The 24,654-nt window shown below is 41.9% G+C and carries 28 protein-coding genes and 2 riboswitches; of the genes, 21 read left to right on the forward strand and 7 right to left on the reverse strand.

Going from position 1 to position 24,654, the window contains the following annotated elements; translation table 11 throughout:
* Nucleotides 1-60 precede the first annotated feature (60 nt).
* The 5 genes from ACNO7B_RS03120 to ACNO7B_RS03140 form a co-directional block, all read right to left on the reverse strand.
* The gene (locus ACNO7B_RS03120) at nucleotides 61-888 is read right to left on the reverse strand and encodes a hypothetical protein (RefSeq protein WP_079919684.1); all 828 of its coding nucleotides are present in this window, start codon (nucleotides 886-888) and stop codon (nucleotides 61-63) included.
* A 19-nt stretch (nucleotides 889-907) separates the two neighbouring features.
* Nucleotides 908-1,636 carry a CPBP family intramembrane glutamic endopeptidase gene (locus ACNO7B_RS03125; protein WP_417901160.1) on the reverse strand — a complete coding sequence of 243 codons (729 nt, stop codon included), beginning with the start codon at nucleotides 1,634-1,636 and terminating at the stop codon, nucleotides 908-910.
* 95 nt (nucleotides 1,637-1,731) lie between these two features.
* Nucleotides 1,732-2,142, reverse strand: a complete 411-nt coding sequence (locus ACNO7B_RS03130) for a hypothetical protein (RefSeq protein WP_008344327.1) — start codon at nucleotides 2,140-2,142, stop codon at nucleotides 1,732-1,734.
* 5 nt (nucleotides 2,143-2,147) lie between these two features.
* Nucleotides 2,148-2,600, reverse strand: coding sequence for a LytTR family DNA-binding domain-containing protein (locus ACNO7B_RS03135; RefSeq protein WP_035391468.1), 453 nt, complete (start codon nucleotides 2,598-2,600; stop codon nucleotides 2,148-2,150).
* A 15-nt stretch (nucleotides 2,601-2,615) separates the two neighbouring features.
* Nucleotides 2,616-3,191, reverse strand: a complete 576-nt coding sequence (locus ACNO7B_RS03140; protein WP_417901161.1) for a GNAT family N-acetyltransferase — start codon at nucleotides 3,189-3,191, stop codon at nucleotides 2,616-2,618.
* A gap of 134 nt (nucleotides 3,192-3,325) precedes the next feature.
* Between ACNO7B_RS03140 and ACNO7B_RS03145 the strand changes: the two genes are divergently transcribed.
* Complete coding sequence (locus ACNO7B_RS03145; RefSeq protein WP_035391464.1) at nucleotides 3,326-3,895, forward strand: hypothetical protein; 570 nt, start codon at nucleotides 3,326-3,328, stop codon at nucleotides 3,893-3,895.
* Nucleotides 3,896-3,939: 44 nt separating this feature from the next.
* On the opposite strand, the gene ACNO7B_RS03150 is transcribed toward ACNO7B_RS03145, so the two are convergent.
* Nucleotides 3,940-4,113: a hypothetical protein gene (locus tag ACNO7B_RS03150; RefSeq protein ID WP_017359831.1), complete on the reverse strand. Its 174-nt coding sequence runs from the start codon at nucleotides 4,111-4,113 to the stop codon at nucleotides 3,940-3,942.
* 179 nt (nucleotides 4,114-4,292) lie between these two features.
* Here ACNO7B_RS03150 and ACNO7B_RS03155 point away from each other — a divergent pair, with 179 nt between their 5' ends.
* Together ACNO7B_RS03155 and ACNO7B_RS03160 are read left to right on the forward strand one after the other, a co-directional pair.
* Complete coding sequence (locus ACNO7B_RS03155) at nucleotides 4,293-4,838, forward strand: sigma-70 family RNA polymerase sigma factor (protein WP_041093219.1); 546 nt, start codon at nucleotides 4,293-4,295, stop codon at nucleotides 4,836-4,838.
* On the forward strand, nucleotides 4,807-6,252 hold the full coding sequence (locus ACNO7B_RS03160) for a DUF4179 domain-containing protein (protein ID WP_417901162.1): 1,446 nt from the start codon (nucleotides 4,807-4,809) through the stop codon (nucleotides 6,250-6,252). Before ACNO7B_RS03155 ends, ACNO7B_RS03160 begins: the two co-directional genes overlap by 32 nt.
* Before the next feature lie 18 nt (nucleotides 6,253-6,270).
* On the opposite strand, the gene ACNO7B_RS03165 is transcribed toward ACNO7B_RS03160, so the two are convergent.
* Nucleotides 6,271-7,458 (reverse strand): MFS transporter, encoded by a 1,188-nt coding sequence (locus ACNO7B_RS03165; RefSeq protein ID WP_417901163.1) that lies wholly within the window; start codon nucleotides 7,456-7,458, stop codon nucleotides 6,271-6,273.
* 100 nt (nucleotides 7,459-7,558) lie between these two features.
* On the opposite strand from ACNO7B_RS03165, the gene ACNO7B_RS03170 reads away from it, so the two are divergent.
* The 18 genes from ACNO7B_RS03170 (at nucleotide 7,559) to purH (ending at nucleotide 24,644) form a co-directional block, all read left to right on the forward strand.
* On the forward strand, nucleotides 7,559-8,437 hold the full coding sequence (locus tag ACNO7B_RS03170; protein ID WP_417901164.1) for a LysR family transcriptional regulator: 879 nt from the start codon (nucleotides 7,559-7,561) through the stop codon (nucleotides 8,435-8,437).
* A gap of 126 nt (nucleotides 8,438-8,563) precedes the next feature.
* A riboswitch (purine riboswitch) is annotated at nucleotides 8,564-8,665 on the forward strand.
* Between the two features lie 145 nt (nucleotides 8,666-8,810).
* Nucleotides 8,811-10,136 carry an NCS2 family permease gene (locus tag ACNO7B_RS03175; RefSeq protein ID WP_366963958.1) on the forward strand — a complete coding sequence of 442 codons (1,326 nt, stop codon included), beginning with the start codon at nucleotides 8,811-8,813 and terminating at the stop codon, nucleotides 10,134-10,136.
* A gap of 206 nt (nucleotides 10,137-10,342) precedes the next feature.
* On the forward strand, nucleotides 10,343-10,504 hold the full coding sequence (locus ACNO7B_RS03180) for a hypothetical protein (RefSeq protein WP_008344307.1): 162 nt from the start codon (nucleotides 10,343-10,345) through the stop codon (nucleotides 10,502-10,504).
* Nucleotides 10,505-10,524: 20 nt separating this feature from the next.
* Nucleotides 10,525-10,707 (forward strand): YezD family protein, encoded by a 183-nt coding sequence (locus ACNO7B_RS03185; protein ID WP_008344304.1) that lies wholly within the window; start codon nucleotides 10,525-10,527, stop codon nucleotides 10,705-10,707.
* Nucleotides 10,708-10,924: 217 nt separating this feature from the next.
* Nucleotides 10,925-11,722 carry a hypothetical protein gene (locus tag ACNO7B_RS03190; protein ID WP_417901165.1) on the forward strand — a complete coding sequence of 266 codons (798 nt, stop codon included), beginning with the start codon at nucleotides 10,925-10,927 and terminating at the stop codon, nucleotides 11,720-11,722.
* 304 nt (nucleotides 11,723-12,026) lie between these two features.
* Nucleotides 12,027-12,581, forward strand: coding sequence for a DUF2179 domain-containing protein (locus ACNO7B_RS03195; protein WP_008344300.1), 555 nt, complete (start codon nucleotides 12,027-12,029; stop codon nucleotides 12,579-12,581).
* On the forward strand, nucleotides 12,578-12,778 hold the full coding sequence (locus tag ACNO7B_RS03200; RefSeq protein WP_251185431.1) for an NETI motif-containing protein: 201 nt from the start codon (nucleotides 12,578-12,580) through the stop codon (nucleotides 12,776-12,778). Before ACNO7B_RS03195 ends, ACNO7B_RS03200 begins: the two co-directional genes overlap by 4 nt.
* A 79-nt stretch (nucleotides 12,779-12,857) precedes the next feature.
* Nucleotides 12,858-12,959, forward strand: a riboswitch (purine riboswitch).
* A gap of 169 nt (nucleotides 12,960-13,128) precedes the next feature.
* Nucleotides 13,129-13,617, forward strand: coding sequence for a 5-(carboxyamino)imidazole ribonucleotide mutase (purE, locus tag ACNO7B_RS03205; RefSeq protein ID WP_017359824.1), 489 nt, complete (start codon nucleotides 13,129-13,131; stop codon nucleotides 13,615-13,617).
* Complete coding sequence (gene purK / locus ACNO7B_RS03210; RefSeq protein WP_417901166.1) at nucleotides 13,610-14,752, forward strand: 5-(carboxyamino)imidazole ribonucleotide synthase; 1,143 nt, start codon at nucleotides 13,610-13,612, stop codon at nucleotides 14,750-14,752. Before purE ends, purK begins: the two co-directional genes overlap by 8 nt.
* Nucleotides 14,749-16,044: an adenylosuccinate lyase gene (purB, locus tag ACNO7B_RS03215; RefSeq protein WP_417901167.1), complete on the forward strand. Its 1,296-nt coding sequence runs from the start codon at nucleotides 14,749-14,751 to the stop codon at nucleotides 16,042-16,044. The genes purK and purB overlap by 4 nt, the downstream gene beginning before the upstream one ends.
* 72 nt (nucleotides 16,045-16,116) lie before the next feature.
* Nucleotides 16,117-16,839 carry a phosphoribosylaminoimidazolesuccinocarboxamide synthase gene (gene purC / locus ACNO7B_RS03220; protein WP_007496901.1) on the forward strand — a complete coding sequence of 241 codons (723 nt, stop codon included), beginning with the start codon at nucleotides 16,117-16,119 and terminating at the stop codon, nucleotides 16,837-16,839.
* Entirely contained in the window at nucleotides 16,832-17,086 is a 255-nt protein-coding gene (gene purS / locus ACNO7B_RS03225) for a phosphoribosylformylglycinamidine synthase subunit PurS (RefSeq protein WP_003214349.1), read from the forward strand. Before purC ends, purS begins: the two co-directional genes overlap by 8 nt.
* The gene (gene purQ, locus ACNO7B_RS03230; RefSeq protein WP_417901168.1) at nucleotides 17,083-17,766 is read left to right on the forward strand and encodes a phosphoribosylformylglycinamidine synthase subunit PurQ; all 684 of its coding nucleotides are present in this window, start codon (nucleotides 17,083-17,085) and stop codon (nucleotides 17,764-17,766) included. Before purS ends, purQ begins: the two co-directional genes overlap by 4 nt.
* Nucleotides 17,750-19,981 (forward strand): phosphoribosylformylglycinamidine synthase subunit PurL, encoded by a 2,232-nt coding sequence (gene purL, locus ACNO7B_RS03235; protein ID WP_008344291.1) that lies wholly within the window; start codon nucleotides 17,750-17,752, stop codon nucleotides 19,979-19,981. The genes purQ and purL overlap by 17 nt, the downstream gene beginning before the upstream one ends.
* Nucleotides 19,957-21,387, forward strand: a complete 1,431-nt coding sequence (purF, locus tag ACNO7B_RS03240) for an amidophosphoribosyltransferase (RefSeq protein WP_017359819.1) — start codon at nucleotides 19,957-19,959, stop codon at nucleotides 21,385-21,387. Before purL ends, purF begins: the two co-directional genes overlap by 25 nt.
* 96 nt (nucleotides 21,388-21,483) lie before the next feature.
* Entirely contained in the window at nucleotides 21,484-22,524 is a 1,041-nt protein-coding gene (gene purM, locus ACNO7B_RS03245; protein WP_035391448.1) for a phosphoribosylformylglycinamidine cyclo-ligase, read from the forward strand.
* Nucleotides 22,521-23,090, forward strand: coding sequence for a phosphoribosylglycinamide formyltransferase (purN, locus tag ACNO7B_RS03250; protein WP_056705691.1), 570 nt, complete (start codon nucleotides 22,521-22,523; stop codon nucleotides 23,088-23,090). The genes purM and purN overlap by 4 nt, the downstream gene beginning before the upstream one ends.
* A 15-nt stretch (nucleotides 23,091-23,105) precedes the next feature.
* Nucleotides 23,106-24,644 carry a bifunctional phosphoribosylaminoimidazolecarboxamide formyltransferase/IMP cyclohydrolase gene (purH, locus tag ACNO7B_RS03255; RefSeq protein ID WP_008344287.1) on the forward strand — a complete coding sequence of 513 codons (1,539 nt, stop codon included), beginning with the start codon at nucleotides 23,106-23,108 and terminating at the stop codon, nucleotides 24,642-24,644.
* Nucleotides 24,645-24,654: the final 10 nt, after the last annotated feature.

Below are 24,654 nucleotides of genomic sequence, written 5' to 3' on the forward strand. Positions count from 1 at the left end.
TCTTTTATCGGAACCCTTTTAGAAAATAAAAAAGCGAACACTGAGCTCGCTCATTATGGTTTATTTCAATTCGTTGGAAAATCGAATCTGTCTATCTTTTAGTTCGTCATAAAATGTGAAGTGTTGTAACTTCAATTCTTCACAGACTTTTTTGATCATCCATTTGCCCCGTTCTTCAATCCTAATATTGACTTTATGTAGGTACTCACTTAATTCTTGTTCATTTTGAGGTTTTAATTGATTGTAATTTCCTATACCTGCAAAATGACCTTCCCAAAATTCACTCACTGTCCATTCCTCATCATCGTTCACATAAGGTTGAAGGAAATATCGTTCGACGAACTGTTTCCAACAGCCTAATGGTTGAAAGAATTCAAATAGTGAATACATCGTAACATCCCAATAATCTTGAGAAAATTTATAACGGCCCGTATTCATCCAATGTGGTAATACGATGAAGTTCCCAATGCAGTGGGTGGCAGTAGCGAATTTTTCAAACTTATGTTTGATATGAGAAACATAAGTTAGTGTTTTAGAATGATTGAAAGTCGTTATAAACGAATTCATTGTTTCTCCACGGATCAAGTTGTAACGGTCTAAATTAAGCTGTGATTTAGGCTCTGGCTTATAATCAGTACTCCAAAGTAATTGATAAATATAAAAAGGTTCTTTATCACAGTCAGCATCACGACCTCTTCTTTTAGTGACATTGCAAATTCCGATTTCGGTCAGTTTACGACTTTTATAATCTAATATTAACTCAATTGATGATTTATCTTTCGGTATCGGCTCTTTGATATAACTTTGTTTAAAATCCCATTCCCAAGGCTTGATTTCAAGTTCTTCACACTTTTGAAACCAGCCTTCTATCCATGTGTTCCCCTTCATCTCTTTCCTCCTCTTTTCATTATCTATTGAACACTTTTTTCATTCTTAATCTTCTCCACAACACCACCGCAAGAACAAGCAAAATGACACATTGAATCGAAAGCAAAAGCATTTGCATTCCCACAGACGTTTGCCCATTTGTGGTTTGATCCACAATATTATGAACGGCATGCCATAAGATCACCCATTGCAGGCTGTTCGTGAGTGCAACGATTTCGGCTGCGACGAGTCCAAATAAAAAGGCGAATAGGATTTGTGCGACGGTTAAGCTGAGGCTTTTTCCGCTTAGTAGATTCGCAGCATGACCGAGACCGAATAGTACGGCAGAGCCCCATATGGCAGTGCTCAAGTTAATTTGTTTTAAATATTGAAACAGAATGCCTCGAAAGATTCCTTCTTCAAAAAGACCGACACACACCATGAAGAAACAAAGTGCTAGAAAGGAAGAAACAGTTAAATCCTTGTTGAATCCAGCAATAAACGGAATGGCCTCGATGATCAGGATTGGAAATATCCACATACCGAGAGAGCCTTTTCGAAAACCTATTTCTTTCAAGTGAAAACGACTTTTTTGAATAATGAATAGAAGTAAAAGACATCCAGCTAGCATGACGCAGCCATTGATGAGATAGATGGTCACCGGATCGGTTACTTCTTTGATGGATAAATAGACACCTGCACTTGTTGGGATGATTAAAGAAAAGAGCAGTAGAAGTACTGATTTTCGAATGATTGTGATTGGTTTCATGTGTTGATTCCTCCTCTAACGTCAGAGTAGTGGAATCATGCAGAAGTCACAATGAAATCTTCCTAACATGTCAATATTTAGCCCTAAGATGCATATTAAGATGTTGTTCGTTTCTTTCGCTGCTGTAAAAGGTCGTTGATTTCCTCAGCGGTTGCTTGATCTTTTTTATACAATAGGTACTTGATCACAAAGAATAAAGCCATGACTACAAGGAAATTCACGATAAACGAAAGGGGGCTGATTTGACCGCTCACAATAATGATGGTGGTCATAATCATACACATCACAAGGACGATATATAGAATTTGTTGAAAAAGAATCCGTTGATGGCTGTACGTTTGTTTTGGGTATAGCAAGAAGGTCAGGGCGCTTGAAAAAAAGGAATTGAACATGATGGCTTGTAAAATATAGATGGGCATCGTTCCAAACGTGAAACAGTAAATCAATACGAGTGCAGTAAAGATTATACAAAATGTGATCAAAAGATTTGTGATATAACGTTTCATCCTGTTCACTTCCTTCGTAACCCAAGTTTCTCTTTTAATGATTGGATATAAAAACGTGAAATCATCACCTTTTCCTCATTTGTAAGCTTTGCTTCAAAACGACCGCTTGTTTTAGGAGAAATAGCGGCAATAGAATCTATATTTAGAATCATCGATTTTGAAATCCTGACATAATCGTGCGCTTCAAGCTGTTTTTCAAGTTCAAATAACTTTTCCTTTAAGAGAAACACTCCATCTGACGTATACAAGAACGATCTTTTATCAACGCTTTCTATATATAAAATGTCGTGATAATAGACCTTTTTCACTCTTTCTTTCGTGGGTTCTTGTGCTAAGAAATAGGGAGCTGACTGCTCCACTTGCTGGACAAGTTTTTCAATCGCTGGATTGAGTTCATAAATGTGAAAAGAAACATACTCTGGTTGCGGCTTTTGGATGAAATGAATATCCGTTTTCATTTGTTTCTCCTCTGTTTAATAGGATTTTTCGTAATCTCTCTTCAAAATCGAATACATATACACATCATCGAATCCCTTCTGACCTAATTCATACTCTCTTAATAAACCCTCTTGTACAAAATGTATCTTCTCCAATAATTGAACAGAGGACGTATTAGCTGGATCAATGATCGCTTCAATCCGATTCAAGTTCATCTCCTGAAATCCATACCGCAACACCGCAGTAATCGCTTCATTCATGATGCCTTTTCTCCAATGATCATGGTGTAATTCATAGCCAATTTCCGTACGGCGGTGCTGTTTTTCTAGATTGAGAAAGCCGCAGCTGCCGATGATGGTAGGGTTATCTTTTAAAGAAATTCCCCAGCGGATGCCTGTTTGTTTTTTGTAGATATTGTCATACCACTTGATTTCTTCTTTTGTGTCTTCGATGGTTTCATGTGCATCAATGCCCATATAGCGGCACACGGTTTCATTGGATAAGTAGAAGTGCATATCCTCGGCATCTGCGATCGTTGCTTGTTTTAAGATCAGTCTTTCGGTCTGTATCGTTGGAAATGATTGTGGAAATATCAGTTTATGTCTAGTCATATGTATCTCCTATAGTTTATTTTATTTAAATTATACCTGTATTGGCACAATTTGTGGACTGCTCTGATATAATATGAATTTATCATTGGGGTAATCATGTACATTCGAATTTTACAAAAAAGAGGATAAAAAAAATGGGCATTTTTCTGATCATGATTTGTATCATGATGATCACCGTATCTTTAATGATTTATTTATTTAAAAAAGGTGCCATTCGTTCTAAGGTGTTAGTGATAATAGGTTCTGTTTTAGGTGGAGCCATACTAGTTGTCTGGATAGCAATGTTTTTTAATTTTCACTCTATCACTTTAACAGATGAATCGATAGGTCATTTTAAGATCGGTCAAACATTTAAGGGAGATCATCAGTTTGTTGAGAATTCTCAATTCTCTCATCAAAAACAGACGGTCTACATGGAAAAAGAAAATGAAGATTTTGTCGTATCAGTTGATCAGCATCATCGAGTAACATCTATTTACAATCAGTCAAAACAGAAAAATCTTCAAACATCTAAGGGAGTTAAAATAGGAGAAGATTATTCATCTGTGATACAAACATATGGAGAGCAATTCAAGAAGCTCTGGTTTGTCGAAGGGTATAGCAAAGGTATACAATATCAAGATCAATCAAACGGTATCATTCTAGAGTTCTTTTTCAATGACAATAAACTAGCACTCATTGAACTTCGTAGTAAGCGGGAGTGAAATAGTAGAAAGTAAAAACGAGCATTCTATTGAAGTGCTCGTCTTTATGTTGTTTTTTCATAACATGCCTTACAATAAAAAACGCCTTCATTCCTCAGCCAAGCCTTTACCTCTGTCATTCCTTTTCTCTTTGGATAGACCAGCTTGACGTACACTTCTTCGTTTCCTTCTATTTTTTTCTGACAGCTAGCACACGTGGGTTCTTCGAATCGAAACAATCGACATACTCCTTTTTGTAGATATTTCTTCCATTATATCAAAAGTTCAATACGATCTTTGCGGCCTATTCTTCACTTTCTCTGTTTTTGTCCGACATATGCTAAGTAAAAGAAATTTCCGAGTGTTGAAACCGTTTGAGAGAAACCTTGCTCTAACAGGTGTAGGAGGTGTGGATGAGATGAAGCAAGTGCGTCTAATTAAAAAAGCACAAAAAGGGAATGTCCCGGCATTTGAGACATTAATGCTGATGTATCAAGAGCGTTTATATAAAACGGCTTTTCTCTACACAAGAAATAAAGAGGATTCGTTAGATGCTGTTCAGGAGACGGTCATTAAAGCATTTAAGCATCTATCGGGCTTAAAAGAACCAGCCTATTTTTCTACATGGCTGACTAGGATCTTGATTCATACGATTTTTGCGATGAAGAAGAAGCAGCAAGATGTTGTTCCGTTTGAACAGCATCATGAAAGCGTTGAGCGTCATGATTTTTTGGAAGACAAGCTCGATTTAAAAAATGCACTTGATGTGTTAGATGAGCAATATCAGCTCGTGATTCAGCTATTTTATTTTCAAGATTATTCGATTTCAATGATTTCTGAACAGATGGGTGTGCCTGAAGGAACAGTTAAAACTCATTTGTATCGAGCAAGAAAGTTATTAAAGCAAACATTGGAGAAGGAGGAGAGTGTCGATGGAACGAAAAGAAATGAAAAAGCTTTATGAAGAGATTGAAGTACCAAAAGTTGAATTGACCTCTGCAATTCGTCAAGCAATGGGAGATGTGAAAACGGAAAAGAAAAGAAATTGGTTCAAATGGAATTGGAGAATGCCAATCTATTCAGTTATCGCCCTTGTTGTCCTTTACTTTTCATCAGGCTTCCTTTTTCCTTCTCTTAATACAGCGATGGCTCGAGTGCCGTTTGTTGGACAGTTATATATGATGTTTCACGATAAAGTAGGAATGTCTCTTTTTCAGAGTGAGTTGGTGAAGCATGTGAATGAGGGGGCTGAATCAAGAGGGGTTACTGTGAAAGTGAACAGTGTGTACTATGATGCCGGGCGGCTTGTTTATACGTTTACTGTGGAGAATTTTCATACAAAAGAAGATTTTATACCGATCAAGATTGATTCAGATCAAATCAATGAAAATTTTCAACCCAATATAGATAGTCCCGAGTTGAAAAAATTAAAAGATGGTCGATATGCTGGACGAATGGAATTCTTTACAAATGGACAGACGATTAAACAAGGTCAAAAAGCACAACTCGTGATTTCGAAAATTGGAGATATTGTAGGGAATTGGCGCTTTGAGTTGCCTGTGGTTAAGCAAAAAACCACCTTATTAGCAGGACAAAAAGAAGTATCTATTTTAAATGGACGTTATCAAGTGAAAGATATCAAGGTGGAAAATGGAGTGAATTCCTCTGTGATTCAATATGCGATTGATTACAATGGTGTCGCAAAAGATGATAAGATTTTAATAGATAGAATGAGAGATAATTTAGGAAATAAGTACAGACTGGAGACTGGGACAAGATTTGAGGAAAAACAACTTTCAAACAAAAAAACTAGGATAAATCATATGACAATCTTAAATCAGCCAATCGATCCAAAGGCAACAGAACTAACATTTTTCACTGCTTTATGGGTAGAACATGAAGAAAGTAAAATCATTCCCCTCCAGACGAAGCTGCCTATTCAGTTCAAGACAAAGCATTATGGGATTGGGATTAAAATTAATAAAATTGAGCAAAAAGGCCGTTCTGTGATAGTAGATTATCAATTTACTGGAGTAGGCCAGAAAGAATTAGATGAAGGTGTGATGAAGAATGCAGGGGAATGGATAGGATTAGGTGATGTTGAAAAGATGAAATCATGGACAGACCCTGAAGTAAATTATGAAAATGGATATTATTTGAAGGCGAACGATGCAAAGGTGACCAATCTACAGACAGCTTCTTTGCAATCCACCTTTGATCTTGATGTGAAGGAGTTAGAAAAACTATCGTTAAACCATTTTTCATTTAAGGATTATGGGCTGTATCTTGATCTGTCAAATCTGAATATGTTGGCACCACAAAAAGAAATAACGGTAACCATTCCAGTCAAAAAAGAAACATCAAAAGCTAGTCGATAAATAAGCAAGCGAACATGATTACACATGTTCGCTTTTTATCTGTTGGTGCATCCGCCGATTGCGATTGAACGAGTACCGAATCAACATCAACGCAACAAAACTGGCTAGCCCGCCAATCCAACTTAAATTCGTTACATTTGTATATTGAATAATCAGACCACCCATTGACGAGCCAAGCATCATGCCGATATTCATAATCGCTGTATTAAAACTCAGCACGGTTTCCGATGTTTCAGGTTTTAGGGAGATGAGATAAAATTGCTTCGCTGGTGTTGTTGTCCATGTGGCGGTGCCCCAAATGGCGAGCGTGATGAAGACGCCAACTACTGAAAATTGTGTAAAGGATAATGCAAAGAGCATGAGCATCTGAACCGTGATGCTGATTGAAATGGTTCGGTTTGGTCCCCATTGATCGACAGCGTATCCACCAAAGCGCGAGCCAATAAAAGCGGAGATGCCTAAGACAAGCAAGGCAATGCTTGTCAGTTCAAGCGTAAATCCAGATGTTTGCCGCAATAATGGCGAAATGTAAGCAAATACCATCGTGTAACCTAAAATCCAAAAGACTGTCGTGGCTAAGCCGCTTAACACCCTACGGTCTTGAAGAATTTGAATTTGCTGTTTGAATGGCACATGGGAATGTCCCTCCATAGGCGGTAATAATCGATACAGAAGAAACAAGAGACAGGCGGTTCCTATTGCAATGATGAGAAAAATGGCATGCCAATCTACATATCCTGCTAAAAATGTTCCAATCGGTACACCGAGTACTAGTGAAACTGTAAATCCAGTGATTACTGTTGCCATCGCACTCCCCTTTTTTTCTGGCGGGGCGAGCTGCGCTGCATAATTTGTTGCGAGCACAATATATAAGCCGCCACTCATGGCCATGATGACCCGTGAGAGCATGAGCAGCATAAAGTGATGGCTAAAAAAGGCGAGCACATTCCCTGCTATAAACATGGAAATCGCCGATAAAAGAACCTTTTTTCGATTCAATTTCGATGTGGCCATGACTAAAAAGAGGGCACCCACGGCATAAAAAAGAGAATAGATGGTGATGAGCTGTCCCGCAACCGGGATGGAGATGCGCAGATCGTCAGAAATGATGTCCAGTATGCCTGATACGACGAATTCTGAAGTACCTGTGACGAAAGAACCGACGGCTAAAAGAAATATGAGCAATGGATAAGATGTACTTTTCATTTTGAACCCTTCCTTTATGTTGAAACGTTGTATTCATTTTAAATTCCGTGCTAACATAAGTAAAATTGATGTTTTTCATGAAAGGGATGAGTGAATACTCATGAGCTTTGTTCGATTCGAGACGATGGCTAAGGTGGTTGAGCTAGGCAGTTTTACAGCTGCAGCTGAAGCATTAAATATGACACAGTCTGCCGTGAGTCATGCGGTGGCAAGTTTAGAGACGGAGTGGGGCGTGTCTTTATTCGTGCGTGACCGAAAAAAGGGCATTACGCTGACAGACATCGGTGAAACCCTTCTTCCGCATATAAGAGAAGTGCTAAATCGAGTAGAGAAAATTCAGCAGGAAATTGCGCTCACCAAAAATATTGAATCTGGCTTGATTCGGATTGGAACATTTGCCAGTGCATCCGCTTGTTTGTTGCCAAAACTGCTTGTGAGCTATCAGAAAAAGCACCCAAAGATTGAATTTAAATTCTATGAGGGGACATATGAAGAAATATTGGAGTGGCTCGATTCTGGCATTATTGATGTTGGGTTTGTTGTAAAAGGTAAAGCGGATGAAGTGTTTGATCTATTGCCACTTATGAAAGATAAAATGGTGGTTGCCTATCACGAAAATCATCGTTTTAAGCAGCAGCCAATTGTAGACATGGAAGAATTAGCAGATGAACCATTTATTATGCCAACTGGCATGTATCAATCCCATGTAGAGGATATTTTTTCGGAGGCACAAATCAAGCCGTCTATTTTATTTGAAGTGCATGATTGTACGACCATTGCCCGCATGGTTGGGGAAGGACTGGGTGTGACGATAGGTCCTGAGTTATTCCTAAAAACGCAGCAACTTGTGCAGATCAGTCATCTGAATGTATCGCATCATCGTGAGGTGGCGCTTGCCTGTCCATCGCTCACGCAAGCTTCTCCTGCTGTGAAGGCATTTTTCGATGTAGCAGAAACGGTTTTTGCCAGAATTCAGTGATGGGTGTATAAAGAACTAGATGTGATTTTCCAAATTCGTGTAATAAGACGAATGAAGCGGACATTTCTTTGAAAAATGTTCGCTTTTCATATTGTGTTTTAAAAATGAAGTTGGTACAATAGACACAGAAATCAAATAGATAGAAGTCGTATAATCGCGGGGATATGGCCCGCAAGTTTCTACCAAGCTACCGTAAATGGCTTGACTACGTCAATTCACACTCGTTTGATATAAATCATGCATTGTTCTTGTTTGATGTCACGGTCTGAATTCACATTGTAGTCAAGCGTCCCAAAAACTGTTGGGGCGTTTTTTATTTGACTTGTGAATGGGACAGACTAAAGCAAAAGGACATGAAGGGAGTCAGTTGGCTTTGAAACAGTTTTTTCAGTTTGATGAGTTAGGTACGAATTATCGCAGAGAGATCATCGGCGGTTTAACGACATTTTTGTCGATGGCTTACATCTTGTTTGTTAATCCGATCACACTTGCTTTAGTAGCAGTACCGGATTTTCCAGATAAATTAAGAATTGATCAGGGGGCTGTCTTTACAGCTACGGCGTTAGCTTCTGCGGCAGGTTGTTTCCTGATGGGATTGATCGCCAGGTACCCGATTGCGATTGCACCAGGTATGGGACTGAATGCGTTCTTCGCTTTCTCAGTGGTTCTTGGTATGGGGATTTCATGGCAGGCAGCACTTTCCGGTGTGTTTGTTTCAGGATTGATTTTCGTTGCCCTTTCTTTAACAGGTTTCCGTGAAAAAATCATTAATGCCATTCCGGCTGAGCTGAAGCTGGCGGTTGGTGCAGGGATTGGTTTGTTCATTACATTTGTAGGGCTTCAAGGCTCTGGCATTATTGCCAATAACGATAATACGCTCGTTTCGATTGGAAATATTCATAGTGGTCCTGTCCTGTTAACGGTATTTGGGATCATTGTGACTGTCATTTTAATGGTTCTTCGTGTGAATGCAGGTGTCTTCATTGGGATGCTTGTGACAGCTATTGCTGGGATGATCTTTGGTCTCGTTCCAGTTCCATCTCAAATTATAGGAAGCATTCCAAGCTTGTCTCCAACTTTTGGTCAAGCCTTGATTCACTTGCCAGACATCTTCTCCATTCAAATGCTTGTGGTTATTTTAACGTTCCTATTCGTTGGGTTCTTTGATACAGCTGGTACACTTGTGGCTGTGGCGACACAAGCTGGTTTAATGAAAAATAATGAGCTGCCGCGTGCAGGAAGAGCGCTTCTGGCGGATTCTTCTTCTATCGTCGTCGGTTCTGTTCTTGGTACATCAACGACGACGTCTTATGTTGAATCTAGTTCAGGTGTTGCTGCGGGTGCCCGCTCTGGTTTTGCAGCCGTCGTGACAGGTATTTTCTTCTTACTTGCGATGTTCTTCTCGCCGCTATTATCTGTTGTGACATCAAATGTAACGGCACCTGCTTTAATCATTGTCGGTGCACTGATGGTAGCACCTCTTGCGAAGATCGCATGGGATCGTTTTGAAATTGCGGTACCGGCTTTCTTAACCATGATTATGATGCCACTCACATATAGTATTGCGACAGGGATTGCAATTGGTTTCATTTTCTACCCGATCACCATGATCTTTAAAGGAAAAGCAAAAGAAGTGCATCCAATTATGTACGGACTGTTTGTCATCTTTATTCTATATTTTGCTTTCTTAAATCATTAATCGTTTGTCTGAAACAGCAGCTCATGGAGGCTGCTGTTTTTTGTAGGGAAATTATTAAAACACAGTTGACTTATAGGAATTATGTGTTTATGATGAAAAGACATAATACGCTGATTGGATCACCAAAGGCGCTTTGATTTCCTTTTTTCTATAGAAGGGTTCAGAGTGCCTTTTTTCTTGCATTCATTATAACGGGAGGGGATGACTTGTCACGCTGGCTTAGGCAGGTGATTGAGCGGAAAAAGCAGGTATTGATTGAGCAGCTCCTTTTATGGGGGCATGAAGAAAAACATGAAGCGCTCATGCATTATACGATTCATGAGCTGGAAAATGAGGTTCTCTATTTAAAAGAGCGAAAGCAAAATTAGTGGGATGGGGGGGATGAGCGATGGATGAACAAAAGCTGAATTTTATTTTATCTGCCTTAAAAGGGATTGAATACGGGTCGGTGGTGATCACCATTCATAATGGACAAATTACACAAGTCGATACGACAGAAAAGACTCGTTTCCCCGCACACCAAGAGAATCTTCGGATTCAGAAAGCAAAGCAGGGGCGCTATCGTTCATGAAAAGTGATGAAAGATGATGAAAAGCTGATCCACTCATCAGCTTTTTTGTTTTGTCTTATTTTCTCTCCATTTAAAACCTCTTCATTCTTTTATCCGTCTATTCGTATGAACGTCAAGGAATCTTGACTGAATAGAGAGACTCCGCTACTTTAATAGGAGTCATCTGGACAGGTCACCTGAGCCTGTGCGGATTGTCTGAGATAGGAGTTGATATAGAATGTTAGAGAAAGATCAAGAGCAGGTTACATCTGAAACAAAAAACGAAAACGAAGAGCCATCAATAGATCAAGAAACGAGGCAGTCCCGCCTCAGCCGCAGTGCTGCAAAACGAGGAAGAACGGCTAAGCCAGCTGATGAAGAGGGTTCAGCCATTCAGCGCATCGCAAGAGGTGTTGGAGGTGCGTTTAAGCGCTACGGCTCATATGGGTTTGCGATGTTAAAATCACCGAGTCGTGCGATCCATCAAGCGGACACTTTACGCATGAAGTATGCCTGGATTTCAATTGTGTTATTCAGTGTGTTTTTTGCTTTAGGCAACTATGTTCAATTAAAGGCGTCAAAGACCCGTTTATTAGGTTTTGGTATTCATTATTCTTTTGGTGACGCCTTTTTGAAGGTAGCGGTCTTTACACTCATTTTGTTGACACTGATGATGCTGACGGTTTGGGTGCTCGGTAAGTACATGCTGAAAGGGAACATATCGCTGAAAGAAGTGATCATGAAGTTCGGTGCCGTGCTTGTGCCGGTTTTGGTTTTATCTATCCTTTGGCTTGTATTTGCCATGCTGAATATTCCATATGTAACGGTGATTTTATCCGTCATGATGTTTTTCGGTCTTCAGCTGATTGCCATTGTGCTCTTCCGCTCCATTCAATCAGAGCAAGGTGCTGTGCGGGGAGACTTGATGTATGCCGGCTGGGTCTTTTTGTTGATTGAGCTCGTCATCATTGCCCTTTTATGGGGCATTGTCGGAGAGTATTTGATCCCATCACTTGTTCCAGTTCGGTTTGGATAAAACACGTTTCAGCGTGTACTCGGTCTTTTTAAAATTCAAAGGCCTTCTATCACGCTGAAAAAAGACAAAGGGTTAAAATAAAGTATATTTTAGCCCTTTATCAACCATCTAAAGCCTCCTTTTGAAAAAGGAGGTTTTTCATGTTGAGAAGAGGAAAAAACGGGTAAACTCTTGGTAACAAAGACCACCCCTTGTTGTCGAAAGATATATGTGTTTTTCTCGCGCAAATTTGATTGTATCAAGGTTTGTTCTCTAGTAGAATATGGGGTGCTTTATTTGATTTTTAGTGCAGGGGGTTCGAATCGTGCTTCAACAACTTTTATCCAATGCGTTCACCATGGTTTTGATTATTTTAGTGATTAACATTGTTTATGTCTCTTTTTCCACTATGCGTTTAATTTTAACAATGAAAGGCAGAAGGTATGCAGCCGCTTTTGCTGGTACTGTCGAGATGCTGATTTATGTCATTGGTTTGAGTATCGTATTAGATAACTTAGATCAAGTACAAAATGTTATTGCGTATGCGCTAGGTTATGGAATTGGAATCATTGTCGGGATGAAAATTGAAGAGAAGCTGGCACTTGGCTACATTACTGTGAACGTGATTACAAAAGAAATCGATCTAGATCTCCCAAAACAATTGAGAGAAAAAGGATATGGCGTCACCAACTGGGTAGTAGGAGGTCTTGAAGGAGATCGGTCAGCGATGCAAATTTTAACACCGAGAAAATATGAACTGCAATTATATGAAACGATTAAAACGCTTGATTCAAAGGCGTTTATCATTTCGTATGAGCCCAAAACGATTCATGGCGGCTTCTGGGTGAAGGCTGTGAAGAAAAGGAGAATTAAAGAATGACCGCAAAACCAAAGAAAAAGAAATTCTATGTGGAAGACAACATGACGATTGATCAAGTGTTGTCCCAGATGGCGAAGGAAGGCTACTCACCTGTCCGTCGAATGGAGGAACCGATCTTTCAGGAAAAGAAGGAAAATGGGTCGATTCAGATCATTCCGATTGGGAAAAAAATCGTATTTGAGGGAAAAATACTCTAAATCCGAACATTAAAACGACGACTTCATAGATTGTTCGATAAATCCGTTGACATCATGAACATCCGTTGTTAAGATAAACATGAAATCAAAACACGAGCCTCATATAATCTTGGGAATATGGCCCATAAGTTTCTACCCAGTTACCGTAAATGACTGGACTATGCAGGATAGTGAACAAAACTGACATGGCGTTTTAAAAGCGAACAGCGCTTACCATGGCCCGGTTTGTGTTGCTTCCTAACAATGCAATACAAACCGGGCCTTTTTGTTCGGCGTTTGACAAGCTACTTAGGTTTGGGAAGCGTGTCAAACGATACAAAATCGAATAATAGCTTAAAGGTGGGGACAAAATGAAGCCGCTTGTAGGTGTCATCATGGGAAGTACATCTGATTGGGAAACAATGAAACATGCGTGCGATATCTTAGAGGAATTGAACATTCCGTATGAAAAACAGGTTGTATCCGCACATCGGACACCTGATTTGATGTTTGAATATGCGACTGAAGCAAGAGGTAAAGGACTCAAGGTCATTATTGCCGGTGCTGGAGGCGCAGCACATTTACCGGGGATGGTCGCAGCAAAAACGACACTGCCGGTCATTGGTGTGCCCGTACAATCAAAAGCATTAAACGGGCTGGATTCCTTATTATCCATTGTTCAAATGCCAGGCGGTGTACCTGTTGCCACAGTGGCAATCGGCAAAGCCGGTGCAACAAATGCAGGCCTTTTAGCTGCACAAATGATTTCAGCATTCGATGAAGCCGTTGCAGCACGCCTTGAAGAAAGAAGAGAGCAAACAAAACAAACTGTATTAGAAAGCAGTGATCAGCTTGGCTAAGCAGACCATTTTTCCAAACGCAACCATTGGTATCATCGGCGGCGGACAGCTTGGCAGATACATGGCCGTCAGTGCAAAGCAAATGGGCTACCGGGCAGCAGTTCTTGACCCAGTCACACATTCTCCTTGTGGACAGGTTGCTGATACAGAAATTACAGCCGCATACAGTGACCTTGAAGCGATCAGGCAGCTGGCGGACATCAGTGATGTGGTCACATATGAATTTGAAAACATTGATTATGATGCACTCAATCAACTGAAGGAAGAGGCGTATTTACCGCAAGGAAGCGAACTCCTTCTTTTAACCCAAAACCGTGAAACCGAGAAAAAAGGGATTGTAGATGCAGGCTGTGAAGTCGCCCCTTATCGCATCGTTCATGATGAGAAGGAGCTGAAAGGTGCAGTAAATGCGCTTGGTTTACCAGCTGTGCTGAAAACATGCAGAGGCGGTTACGACGGTAAAGGACAGTACGTGATCAAAGAGAAGGATCAGCTTCATGAAGCGGCTGCACTTCTCACTCATGGGACATGTATTTTAGAAAGCTGGGTTCCTTTCCAAATGGAACTGTCTGTGATTGTGACGCGGTCTGTTCATGGGGAAATTGCGACATTCCCAGTCGCTGAGAACATTCATAAGCACAATATTTTATTCCAAAGCATCGTGCCTGCACGGGTAGATGGCAGCATTCAGGAGAAAGCAAAAGAGCTGGCAACAACGCTTGCTGAAAAGCTAGGGCTAGTCGGTACGCTTGCTGTTGAACTGTTCTTGACAAATGAAGGGAAGCTGCTCGTCAATGAACTGGCACCGCGCCCGCATAACTCTGGACATTACACATTGGATTTATGTGAGACGAGTCAGTTTGAACAGCACATTCGCGCCATATGCGGTTTGCCTCTTGGCGGAACAGCTCTTTTATCAGAGGGCATGATGGTGAATTTGCTGGGCGATGAAGTGGACATCCCAAAAGAACATCCTGAGCTTCTAAAGGAAGCGAAGCTTTATCTATATGGCAAACATGAAGTAAAAGCCGGCCGTAAAATGGGGCATATGACATTTATGAAACAGCTTGATGATGAATGGATGGCAAACATCACAAAGATATGGACTGAAAGAGATGGAGGAAACGGGAAATGATCGAACGTTACGCACGACCAGAAATGTCAGCAATCTGGACAGAGGAAAACAAATTTAATGCATGGCTTGAAGTAGAAATTCTCGCTTGTGAAGCTTGGGCAGAACTTGGCATCATTCCGAAAGAAGACGTTGTGACTATGCGTAAGAATGCAAGCTTTGATATTGATCGTATTCTAGAGATTGAACAAGACACGCGCCACGACGTGGTTGCCTTTACGCGTGCTGTATCTGAATCTCTAGGAGAAGAAAGAAAGTGGGTTCATTACGGGTTAACATCGACAGACGTAGTGGATACGGCGCTTTCATATCTATTAAAACAGGCGAACGATATTTTGCTCAAGGACATTGAGAGATTTGTTGACATACTAAAAGAAAAAGCAAAAGAGCACAAATATACCGTCATGATGGGCCGTACACACGGTGTACACGCTGAACCGACAACATTTGGCCTAAAGCTTGGTCTTTGGTACGAGGAAATGAAGCGTAACTTAGAACGTTTTAAACAAGCAAAAGCCGGCATCGAATACGGCAAAATCTCTGGTGCTGTTGGCACATATGCGAACATTGACCCGTTTGTTGAGCAATATGTATGTGAGAAACTTGGCATCAAAGCTGCACCAATTTCAACCCAAACCTTGCAGCGTGATCGTCATGCAGATTACATGGCAACCCTTGCTTTAGTGGCAACAAGCATTGAGAAATTTGCTGTTGAAATTCGTGGTCTTCAAAAGAGTGAAACACGTGAAGTAGAAGAGTTCTTTGCAAAAGGACAAAAAGGATCATCAGCGATGCCTCATAAACGAAACCCGATCGGTTCTGAAAATATGACGGGGATTGCCCGTGTCATCCGTGGTTATATGCTGACTGCTTATGAAAATGTACCGCTTTGGCATGAGCGTGATATTTCTCATTCATCTGCTGAACGCATCATTTTACCAGATGCAACGATTGCACTGAACTATATGCTGACCCGTTTCTCTAACATCGTGAAAAACTTAACGGTTTTCCCTGAAAACATGAAACGCAACATGGACCGCACACTTGGCTTAATTTACTCACAGCGTGTTCTTCTTGCATTAATTGATACAGGTATGGCACGTGAAGAAGCATATGACACGGTTCAGCCAAAGGCGATGGAAGCTTGGGAGAAACAAGTACCATTCCGTTCATTAGTAGAAGCAGAAGAGAAAATCACTTCACGCTTAACACCTGAACAAATCGCTGACTGCTTCGATTACAACTATCACTTGAAAAATGTCGATATGATTTTCGAACGTCTAGGTCTTGCGTAAGAAATGGGCCGCCTGCTAGTCAGGCGCCTAATCCTGAAAATTGCCAACATTCAAATTAGGAGGCCAATCTGAATGACTGTGAAACAAGAACTTCTCTACGAAGGCAAAGCGAAAAGAATCTATCAGACCGATGACGAGCATATTTTATATGTCGAATATAAAGACTCAGCTACAGCATTTAACGGTGAAAAGAAAGCGGAAATTGAAGGCAAAGGCAGACTGAATAATGAAATTTCTAGCTTGATTTTTCAAATGCTACATGAGAAAGGGATCAACAATCACTTTGTGAAACGCCTATCTGAAACAGAACAGCTCATTCAAAAGGTAGACATCGTACCGCTTGAAGTCGTTGTGCGAAACGTGGTGGCAGGCAGTATGTCAAAACGTCTTGGGATTCCAGAGGGAACGAAACTGGACACACCTTTGATCGAGTTTTACTACAAAGATGATGCACTCGGCGATCCGCTCATTACAGAAGATCATATTCGCATTTTACATGCAGCGACACCTGAACAGGTGGAGGAAATGAAACAAATCACAAGACAAGTGAATGAAGAATTGAAGCAAATCTTCTCAGATTGCCATGTGAATTTAATTGATTTCAAGCTTGAATTCGGAATAGATCACGAGAATCGTATTTTGCTAGCTGATGAGATTTCACCTGATACGTGCAGGCTTTGGGACAAAGACACAAACGAAAAGCTTGATAAAGACGTGTTCAGACGAAACCTGGGCGGCTTAACAAATGCATACGAAGAAATTTTCAAAAGACTTGGAGGCCATAAACATGTATAAAGTGAAAATTTTTGTCAGCTTAAAAGAGAGCGTTCTTGATCCACAAGGAAGTGCCGTGCAGCACGCTTTGCACAGCATGTCTTATCAGGAAGTAAAGGATGTCCGTATCGGGAAATATATGGAGTTAGTCATTGAGAAATCAGATCGTGACTTAGACACAGTGGTCAAAGAAATGTGTGAAAAATTGCTTGCCAACACGGTGATTGAAGATTACCGCTATGAGGTGGAGGAGGTTGTCGCACAGTGAAGTTTGCAGTGATCGTCTTGCCTGGCTCTAACTGTGATATCGATATGTACCATGCGATTCAAGATGAGTTAGGTGAACAAGTTGAATATGTATGGCACGACGAAACGAGTCTTGATGGTTTTGACGGTGTACTCGTACCAGGCGGTTTTTCTTATGGGGATTACTTAAGATGCGGTGCGATTGCTCGTTTTTCTAACATCATGCCGGCTGTGAAAAAAGCAGCTGCGGAAGGAAAACCTGTTCTTGGTGTTTGTAACGGGTTCCAAATTCTTCAAGAGCTTGGCATTCTGCCAGGCGCAATGAGACGGAATAAAGATCTAAAATTTATCTGTCGTCCAGTTGAACTCATTGTAGAGAACAACGAAACGCAATTTACAAGCGGTTATCAAAAAGGTGAATCGATTACGATTCCTGTAGCACACGGAGAAGGCAACTTCTACTGTGACGAAGACATTTTAGCGAAGCTGATTGAACGAGGCCAAATCGCTTTCACTTACGGTGACGATATTAACGGCAGTGTCAATCGAATTGCAGGTGTAACGAATGAACAGGGCAATGTACTCGGCATGATGCCGCACCCTGAGCGCGCGGTTGACTCATTACTAGGCAGCGCAGACGGACTTAAATTGTTTCAATCTATCGTGAAAAATTGGAGGGACACTCATGTCACTACTGCTTGAACCAAGTCACAAGCAAATTAAAGAAGAGAAATTGTATCAGCAAATGGGATTGAGTGATGAAGAATTCGCTTTAATCGAATCCATTATTGGCAGGCTGCCAAACTACACAGAAACGGGTATCTTTTCTGTCATGTGGTCAGAGCATTGCAGTTATAAAAACTCAAAGCCTGTTTTAAGCAAATTCCCGACAAAAGGAGAGCATGTTCTGCAAGGTCCTGGGGAAGGCGCTGGAATCGTTGATATTGGAGACAACCAAGCGGTTGTATTTAAAATCGAATCACATAACCATCCATCTGCAATTGAACCGTATCAAGGAGCGGCGACAGGTGTCGGCGGAATTATCCGTGATGTATTCTCCATGGGTGCGCGTCCAATTGCGGTATTAAACTCTCTTCGTTTTGGTGAACTGACTTCACCGCGCGTGAAGTACTTGTTTGAAGAAGTAGTGGCAGGGATTGCAGGCTATGGAAACTGTATCGGTATTCCAACAGTCGGCGGAGAAGTTCATTTTGATCAAAGTTATGAAGGCAATCCGCTCGTTAACGCGATGTGTGTAGGGTTAATCAACCATGAAGACATCAAGAAAGGGCAGGCAAAAGGTGTTGGCAATACGGTCATGTACGTTGGTGCTAAAACGGGACGTGACGGGATTCACGGTGCAACATTTGCGTCTGAAGAATTTTCTGATGAATCAGAAGAAAAACGTTCAGCGGTTCAAGTCGGCGATCCGTTCATGGAAAAGCTTTTGCTTGAAGCATGTCTTGAAGTCATCAAAAATGATGCGCTTGTGGGCATTCAAGATATGGGAGCGGCTGGCTTAACTAGCTCAAGTGCAGAGATGGCAAGTAAAGCCGGTTCAGGTATCGAAATGAACCTAGACCTGATCCCTCAGCGTGAAACAGGCATGTCAGCGTATGAAATGATGCTGTCTGAATCCCAAGAGAGAATGCTGTTGGTCATTGAAAAAGGCCGTGAGCAAGAAATCATTGATATTTTTGAAAAATATGATCTTGAAGCAGTCTCAGTCGGTCATGTGACAGACGATAAAATGCTTCGTTTACTCCATCAAGGAGAAGTAGTGTGTGAGCTTCCAGTTGATGCACTTGCAGAAGAAGCACCGGTTTATCACAAGCCGTCAAGTGAGCCTGCATACTATCGCGAGTTTTTAGAAACAAAAGTGGAAGCTCCAGCGATCACAGATGCAGCAGATACATTGAAACAGCTGTTAAAGCAGCCAACGATTGCGAGTAAAGAATGGGTTTACGATCAATACGACTATATGGTTCGTACAAACACAGTCGTTGCACCTGGCTCTGATGCGGGCGTGCTCAGAATCCGTGGGACGAAAAAAGCTCTTGCGATGACAACAGATTGTAACGCACGTTATCTCTACCTTGATCCAGAGGTTGGCGGTAAGATTGCCGTTGCAGAAGCCGCACGTAACATTGTCTGCTCAGGCGCTCGTCCGCTTGCAGTAACAGATAACTTGAACTTCGGTAACCCGGAGAAACCAGAAATCTTCTGGCAGATTGAAAAGTCTGCTGACGGCATTAGCGAAGCTTGCCGTACATTAAGCACACCGGTCATCGGCGGTAACGTCTCTTTATATAACGAATCAAATGGAACAGCCATTTACCCAACGCCAGTCATTGGTATGGTTGGTTTGATTGAAGATACAGCTCATATTACGACTCAATCGTTCCAACAGGCAGGCGATGTGATTTTCGTCATTGGTGAAACGAAGGAAGAATTTGCAGGCAGTGAGCTTCAAAAAATGACAGAAGGTCGTATCTACGGAAAAGCACCAGAAATTGATTTGGATGTAGAGCTGGCTCGTCAAGAAGCCCTATTAGCAGCGATTCAAAACGGACTTGTTCAGTCAGCACATGATGTGTCTGAAGGCGGTCTTGGTGTAGCACTAGCTGAAAGTACATTTGGAACAGATGGTCTTGGCGCTGATATCCAGATCGATCTAAACAGCGCAGCATCACTATTCAGTGAATCACAGTCACGTTTTGTCGTCACAGTGAAACCAGAAAATCGCGAAGCGTTTGCTGCGGCTGTGCAAGATGCAAAAGAAGTCGGAACGGTCACAAATGATGGTGTATTCACTGTCAAAAATCAAGAAGGACAACAATGGATTCATGCGGCAGTCAACGAGCTTGAACGCGCATGGAAAGGAGCGATCCCATGCTTGCTGAAATCAGAGGCTTAAACGAAGAATGTGGCGTCTTTGGGGTTTGGGGACACGAAGAAGCCCCGCAAATCACATATTACGGATTGCATAGCCTTCAGCACCGAGGACAAGAAGGTGCGGGAATTATTGCAACAGACGGTGAAAACCTGACGTCACACAAAGGCCTTGGACTGATTACGGAAGTGTTCCAAAACGGTGAGCTTAAGGATTTAAAGGGAAAAGGTGCGATCGGACACGTTCGGTATGCGACAGCAGGTGGAGGCGGCTTTGAGAATGTGCAGCCTCTCTTCTTCCGCTCGCAAAACAATGGCAGTCTTGCCCTTGCTCATAATGGAAACTTGGTCAATGCAACGCAATTAAAGCAACAGCTAGAGAACCAAGGAAGTATTTTTCAAACGTCTTCTGATACCGAAGTGCTTGCTCACTTAATTAAGCGCAGCGGATATATGGATTTGAAGGATCAAATCAAAAATGCTCTGTCCATGTTAAAAGGAGCATATGCTTTCTTAATCATGACGGAAACAGAAATGATCGTAGCCCTTGATCCGAACGGGTTACGCCCACTTTCACTTGGTATGCTTGGAGATGCTTATGTTGTCGCTTCTGAAACATGTGCCTTTGATGTCGTTGGTGCTACGTATTTACGTGATGTAGAGCCTGGCGAAATGCTGATCATTAATGATGAAGGCTTAAAATCTGAGCGCTTCTCAATGAACATTAACCGCAGCATGTGCAGCATGGAATACATTTATTTCTCAAGACCGGACAGCAATATCAATGGCATCAACGTGCATAGTGCGAGAAAGAATCTTGGCAAGAAGCTTGCAGAAGAAGCACATGTCGAAGCAGATGTCGTGACAGGTGTACCAGACTCCAGTATTTCTGCAGCGATTGGCTATGCCGAAGCAACAGGTATTCCATATGAGCTAGGTTTAATTAAAAACCGTTATGTCGGCCGGACATTTATTCAGCCGTCTCAAGCATTGCGTGAGCAGGGCGTGCGAATGAAGCTGTCTGCTGTGCGTGGGGTGGTCGAAGGCAAACGTGTCGTCATGGTGGATGATTCCATCGTACGAGGAACAACAAGTCGCCGAATTGTGACGATGCTAAGAGAAGCGGGTGCGACGGAAGTGCATGTACGCATCAGTTCACCGCCAATTGCTCATCCGTGTTTTTATGGAATTGATACGTCTACACACGAAGAGCTGATTGCGTCATCTCATTCAGTGGAAGAAATTAGACAGGAAATCGGTGCAGACACCATTGCATTTTTATCTGTAGACGGTTTAATGGACGGGATTGGCAGAAAGTATGATGATCCGCAGCGCGGTCAGTGTTTAGCATGCTTTACTGGAAAATACCCGACCGAAATTTATGAAGATACTGTCCTTCCTCATGTGAAGGAAACAGTCCTGACGAAATAATCGAATAATGGAGCAGCAGTCAACGTGATTTGATATGCTGCTCTTTCATTCTGCCGAAAATACATGGAAGACAAGCAGATAAAAGGAGTGAATGGGATGTCAGAAGCATATAAAAACGCCGGTGTCGACATCGAAGCAGGATACGAAGCCGTCAAACGAATGAAAACACATGTAGAACGTACAAAAAGAGCAGGTGTCATGGGGGCTCTAGGCGGGTTTGGCGGGATGTTTGATTTATCTGAACTGCCATACAAAAAGCCCGTTCTTGTCTCAGGAACAGATGGTGTTGGTACGAAATTAAAACTAGCATTTTTAATGGATAAACACGATACGATCGGTGTAGATGCTGTCGCTATGTGTGTGAACGATGTACTTGCACAAGGGGCAGAGCCGCTCTTTTTCTTAGATTACTTAGCAGTTGGAAAAGCAGATCCTTTGAAAATTGAATCCATTGTCAAAGGTGTAGCTGACGGATGCGAGCAGTCTGGTTCAGCGCTTGTCGGCGGAGAGACAGCAGAAATGCCGGGTCTTTACACAGAAGAAGAATATGATATTGCTGGATTTTCTGTAGGTGTCGTTGAAAAGGATGAAATCGTCACAGGGGAGAATATCAAGGAAGGGCATTTGCTGATTGGACTCAGCTCTAGCGGAATTCATAGCAATGGCTATTCTCTTGTAAGAAAAGTATTGCTTGAAGATGCGGGTCTAGATCTTCACCAAACGTATGAACCTTTTACAAGACCACTTGGAGAAGAGCTGCTTGAACCGACGAAGATTTATGTCAAGCCTGTTCTTAAACAAGTGAAAGCTGGCAAAGTTGATGGTATGGCACATGTGACAGGCGGCGGCTTTATTGAGAATTTACCACGTATGCTGCCTGAAGGACTTGGTGTGGAGATTGATAACGGTTCATGGCCAGTTCCGCCTATTTTCTCCTTTATTCAAGAAAAAGGGCAATTGAAAGCAGAAGAGATGTTCAATGTATTTAATATGGGTATCGGCTTTGTCCTAGCCGTCAAAGAGGATGATCTCGTCGATGTGATCAGCGGACTTGAACAAGACGGAGAGAAAGCCTTCCTTATCGGACGAGTTCAAAAAGGAGAAGGCGTCACTTTCGGTGGTGGAAGCCTCTCATGAAAAAGTTTGCGATCTTCGCCTCTGGAAGCGGGACAAATTTTCAAGCCATTATTGATACGTTAAAAGAAGAACAGTGGCAGGCAAAAGCCGCCATTGTGATCTGTGATAAACCGGGTGCGAAGGTGCTGGAGCGGGCAGAGAAAGAGGGCATTCCGTCCTTTTCTTTTACGCCGAAGGCTTTCCCGAGTAAAGCCGCTTTTGAGCAAACCATCATTGAACAGCTGAAGCTGCATGAAGTGGAATGGATTTTCCTCGCTGGGTATATGCGACTGATCGGTCCGACATTGCTTGATGCATTTAGAGGGAAAATCGTGAATATCCACCCTTCTTTACTGCCAGCATTTCCTGGACTCGATGCGATTGGACAAGCCTATCAAGCAGGAGTCAAAGTGGCTGGTATCACGGTTCATTATGTCGACGAAGGCATGGATACCGGCCCGATTATTGATCAAGCAGCCATTCATATTGAACAAGGGGAAGACCTTGAATCCATTGAAAAAAGAATGCATGAATTAGAACACACACTATATCCAAAAGTGATCAAATCACTTTTAGAATTATCTTAATGAGGTGACAAAGGCATGACGATCAAACGCGCATTAATCAGTGTTTCCGATAAAACAAATCTTGTACCTTTTGTGAAAGAACTAACAGAACTTGGCGTTGAAGTGATTTCAACTGGTGGTACACACAAACTTCTTCAAGAGAACGGCATTGATGTCATTGGTATTTCTGAAGTGACTGGCTTCCCAGAAATCATGGACGGACGACTCAAAACGCTTCATCCGAACATTCACGGTGGACTGTTAGCAGTGAGAGAAAACGATGAGCATATGGCACAGATCGAAAAGCACGGCATTCAGCCGATTGATCTTGTCGTTGTGAATCTATATCCATTCAAAGAGACCATTTCCAAAGACGATGTCACGTATGAAGAAGCGATTGAAAACATTGATATTGGCGGACCGGGTATGCTTCGTGCTGCTTCTAAAAACCATCAGGACGTCACTGTGATTGTAGACCCGCGTGATTATGATTCTGTCGTTCAACAAATCAAAGAAGGCGGCGTCTCACTAGAGAAAAAACGTGAGCTTGCAGCAAAAGTATTCCGTCATACGGCTGCTTACGATGCCCTGATTGCGGATTATTTAACGAACTTTGTTGGCGAAACAGAGCCAGAACAGTTCACAGTCACATTTGAGAAAAAGCAATCTCTTCGTTATGGAGAAAACCCGCACCAAGCGGCGACGTTCTATGAAAATGCGCTTCCAAGCAAAGGCTCTTTAGCTACTGCAACGCAATTACATGGAAAAGAACTTTCCTACAACAACATCAAAGATGCAGATGCTGCTCTTCAAATTGTACGTGAATTTACGGAGCCAGCGGCTGTGGCTGTAAAGCATATGAACCCATGTGGTGTTGGGACAGGGGAAACGATTGCAGAAGCATTTGATCGTGCATTTAAAGCAGATGAAACATCTATTTTCGGCGGCATTGTGGCGCTTAATCGTGAAGTAGACAAGCAAACGGCTGAGGTGCTCCATACGATTTTCTTAGAAATCGTCATCGCACCATCGTTCAGCCAAGAAGCACTTGACGTGTTAACAGCGAAAAAGAACCTTCGTCTACTAACATTAGATGTAGAAGCAGATCTTGGGAAAAAAGAAAAGCAGCTCACAAGTGTTCATGGTGGATTACTCGTTCAGGATATCGACACATACGGCTTAGAGGAAGCAACGATCTCTATTCCAACGAAAAGAGAGCCGACTGAAGACGAATGGAAAGACTTAAAGCTCGCTTGGAAAGTCGTCAAGCATGTGAAATCAAATGCCATCGTTCTAGCGAAGGATCAAATGACAGCAGGCATCGGCGCTGGTCAAATGAACCGTGTTGGCTCGGCTAACATTGCGATTGAGCAAGCAGGTGAAAAGGCAAAAGGCAGTGCACTAGGTTCTGATGCATTTTTCCCAATGGGCGATACAGTGGAAGCTGCTGCAAAGGCAGGCGTTACAGCGATCATCCAGCCAGGTGGTTCCATTCGTGATGAAGAATCAATCCAAAAAGCAGATGAATACGGCATCGCCATGGTCTTCACTGGCGTTAGACATTTTAAACATTAAGGGGATGACA

The organism is Bacillus sp. AK25, assembly GCF_048270685.1.
Classification (GTDB): Bacteria; Bacillota; Bacilli; order Bacillales; family Bacillaceae; genus Bacillus; species Bacillus altitudinis.

What these genes read in the sequence shown, in the direction of transcription:
- ACNO7B_RS03120 (WP_079919684.1), bottom strand. Translation starts at nt 888, where the DNA reads ATGAAGGGGAACACATGGATAGAAGGCTGGTTTCAAAAGTGTGAAGAA.
- ACNO7B_RS03125 (WP_417901160.1), bottom strand. Translation starts at nt 1,636, where the DNA reads ATGAAACCAATCACAATCATTCGAAAATCAGTACTTCTACTGCTCTTT.
- ACNO7B_RS03130 (WP_008344327.1), bottom strand. Translation starts at nt 2,142, where the DNA reads ATGAAACGTTATATCACAAATCTTTTGATCACATTTTGTATAATCTTT.
- ACNO7B_RS03135 (WP_035391468.1), bottom strand. Translation starts at nt 2,600, where the DNA reads ATGAAAACGGATATTCATTTCATCCAAAAGCCGCAACCAGAGTATGTT.
- ACNO7B_RS03140 (WP_417901161.1), bottom strand. Translation starts at nt 3,191, where the DNA reads ATGACTAGACATAAACTGATATTTCCACAATCATTTCCAACGATACAG.
- ACNO7B_RS03145 (WP_035391464.1), top strand. Translation starts at nt 3,326, where the DNA reads ATGGGCATTTTTCTGATCATGATTTGTATCATGATGATCACCGTATCT.
- ACNO7B_RS03155 (WP_041093219.1), top strand. Translation starts at nt 4,293, where the DNA reads ATGAAGCAAGTGCGTCTAATTAAAAAAGCACAAAAAGGGAATGTCCCG.
- ACNO7B_RS03160 (WP_417901162.1), top strand. Translation starts at nt 4,807, where the DNA reads ATGGAACGAAAAGAAATGAAAAAGCTTTATGAAGAGATTGAAGTACCA.
- ACNO7B_RS03165 (WP_417901163.1), bottom strand. Translation starts at nt 7,458, where the DNA reads ATGAAAAGTACATCTTATCCATTGCTCATATTTCTTTTAGCCGTCGGT.
- ACNO7B_RS03170 (WP_417901164.1), top strand. Translation starts at nt 7,559, where the DNA reads ATGAGCTTTGTTCGATTCGAGACGATGGCTAAGGTGGTTGAGCTAGGC.
- ACNO7B_RS03185 (WP_008344304.1), top strand. Translation starts at nt 10,525, where the DNA reads ATGGATGAACAAAAGCTGAATTTTATTTTATCTGCCTTAAAAGGGATT.
- ACNO7B_RS03190 (WP_417901165.1), top strand. Translation starts at nt 10,925, where the DNA reads ATGTTAGAGAAAGATCAAGAGCAGGTTACATCTGAAACAAAAAACGAA.
- ACNO7B_RS03200 (WP_251185431.1), top strand. Translation starts at nt 12,578, where the DNA reads ATGACCGCAAAACCAAAGAAAAAGAAATTCTATGTGGAAGACAACATG.
- purE (WP_017359824.1), top strand. Translation starts at nt 13,129, where the DNA reads ATGAAGCCGCTTGTAGGTGTCATCATGGGAAGTACATCTGATTGGGAA.
- purB (WP_417901167.1), top strand. Translation starts at nt 14,749, where the DNA reads ATGATCGAACGTTACGCACGACCAGAAATGTCAGCAATCTGGACAGAG.
- purC (WP_007496901.1), top strand. Translation starts at nt 16,117, where the DNA reads ATGACTGTGAAACAAGAACTTCTCTACGAAGGCAAAGCGAAAAGAATC.
- purS (WP_003214349.1), top strand. Translation starts at nt 16,832, where the DNA reads ATGTATAAAGTGAAAATTTTTGTCAGCTTAAAAGAGAGCGTTCTTGAT.
- purL (WP_008344291.1), top strand. Translation starts at nt 17,750, where the DNA reads ATGTCACTACTGCTTGAACCAAGTCACAAGCAAATTAAAGAAGAGAAA.
- purF (WP_017359819.1), top strand. Translation starts at nt 19,957, where the DNA reads ATGCTTGCTGAAATCAGAGGCTTAAACGAAGAATGTGGCGTCTTTGGG.
- purM (WP_035391448.1), top strand. Translation starts at nt 21,484, where the DNA reads ATGTCAGAAGCATATAAAAACGCCGGTGTCGACATCGAAGCAGGATAC.
- purN (WP_056705691.1), top strand. Translation starts at nt 22,521, where the DNA reads ATGAAAAAGTTTGCGATCTTCGCCTCTGGAAGCGGGACAAATTTTCAA.
- purH (WP_008344287.1), top strand. Translation starts at nt 23,106, where the DNA reads ATGACGATCAAACGCGCATTAATCAGTGTTTCCGATAAAACAAATCTT.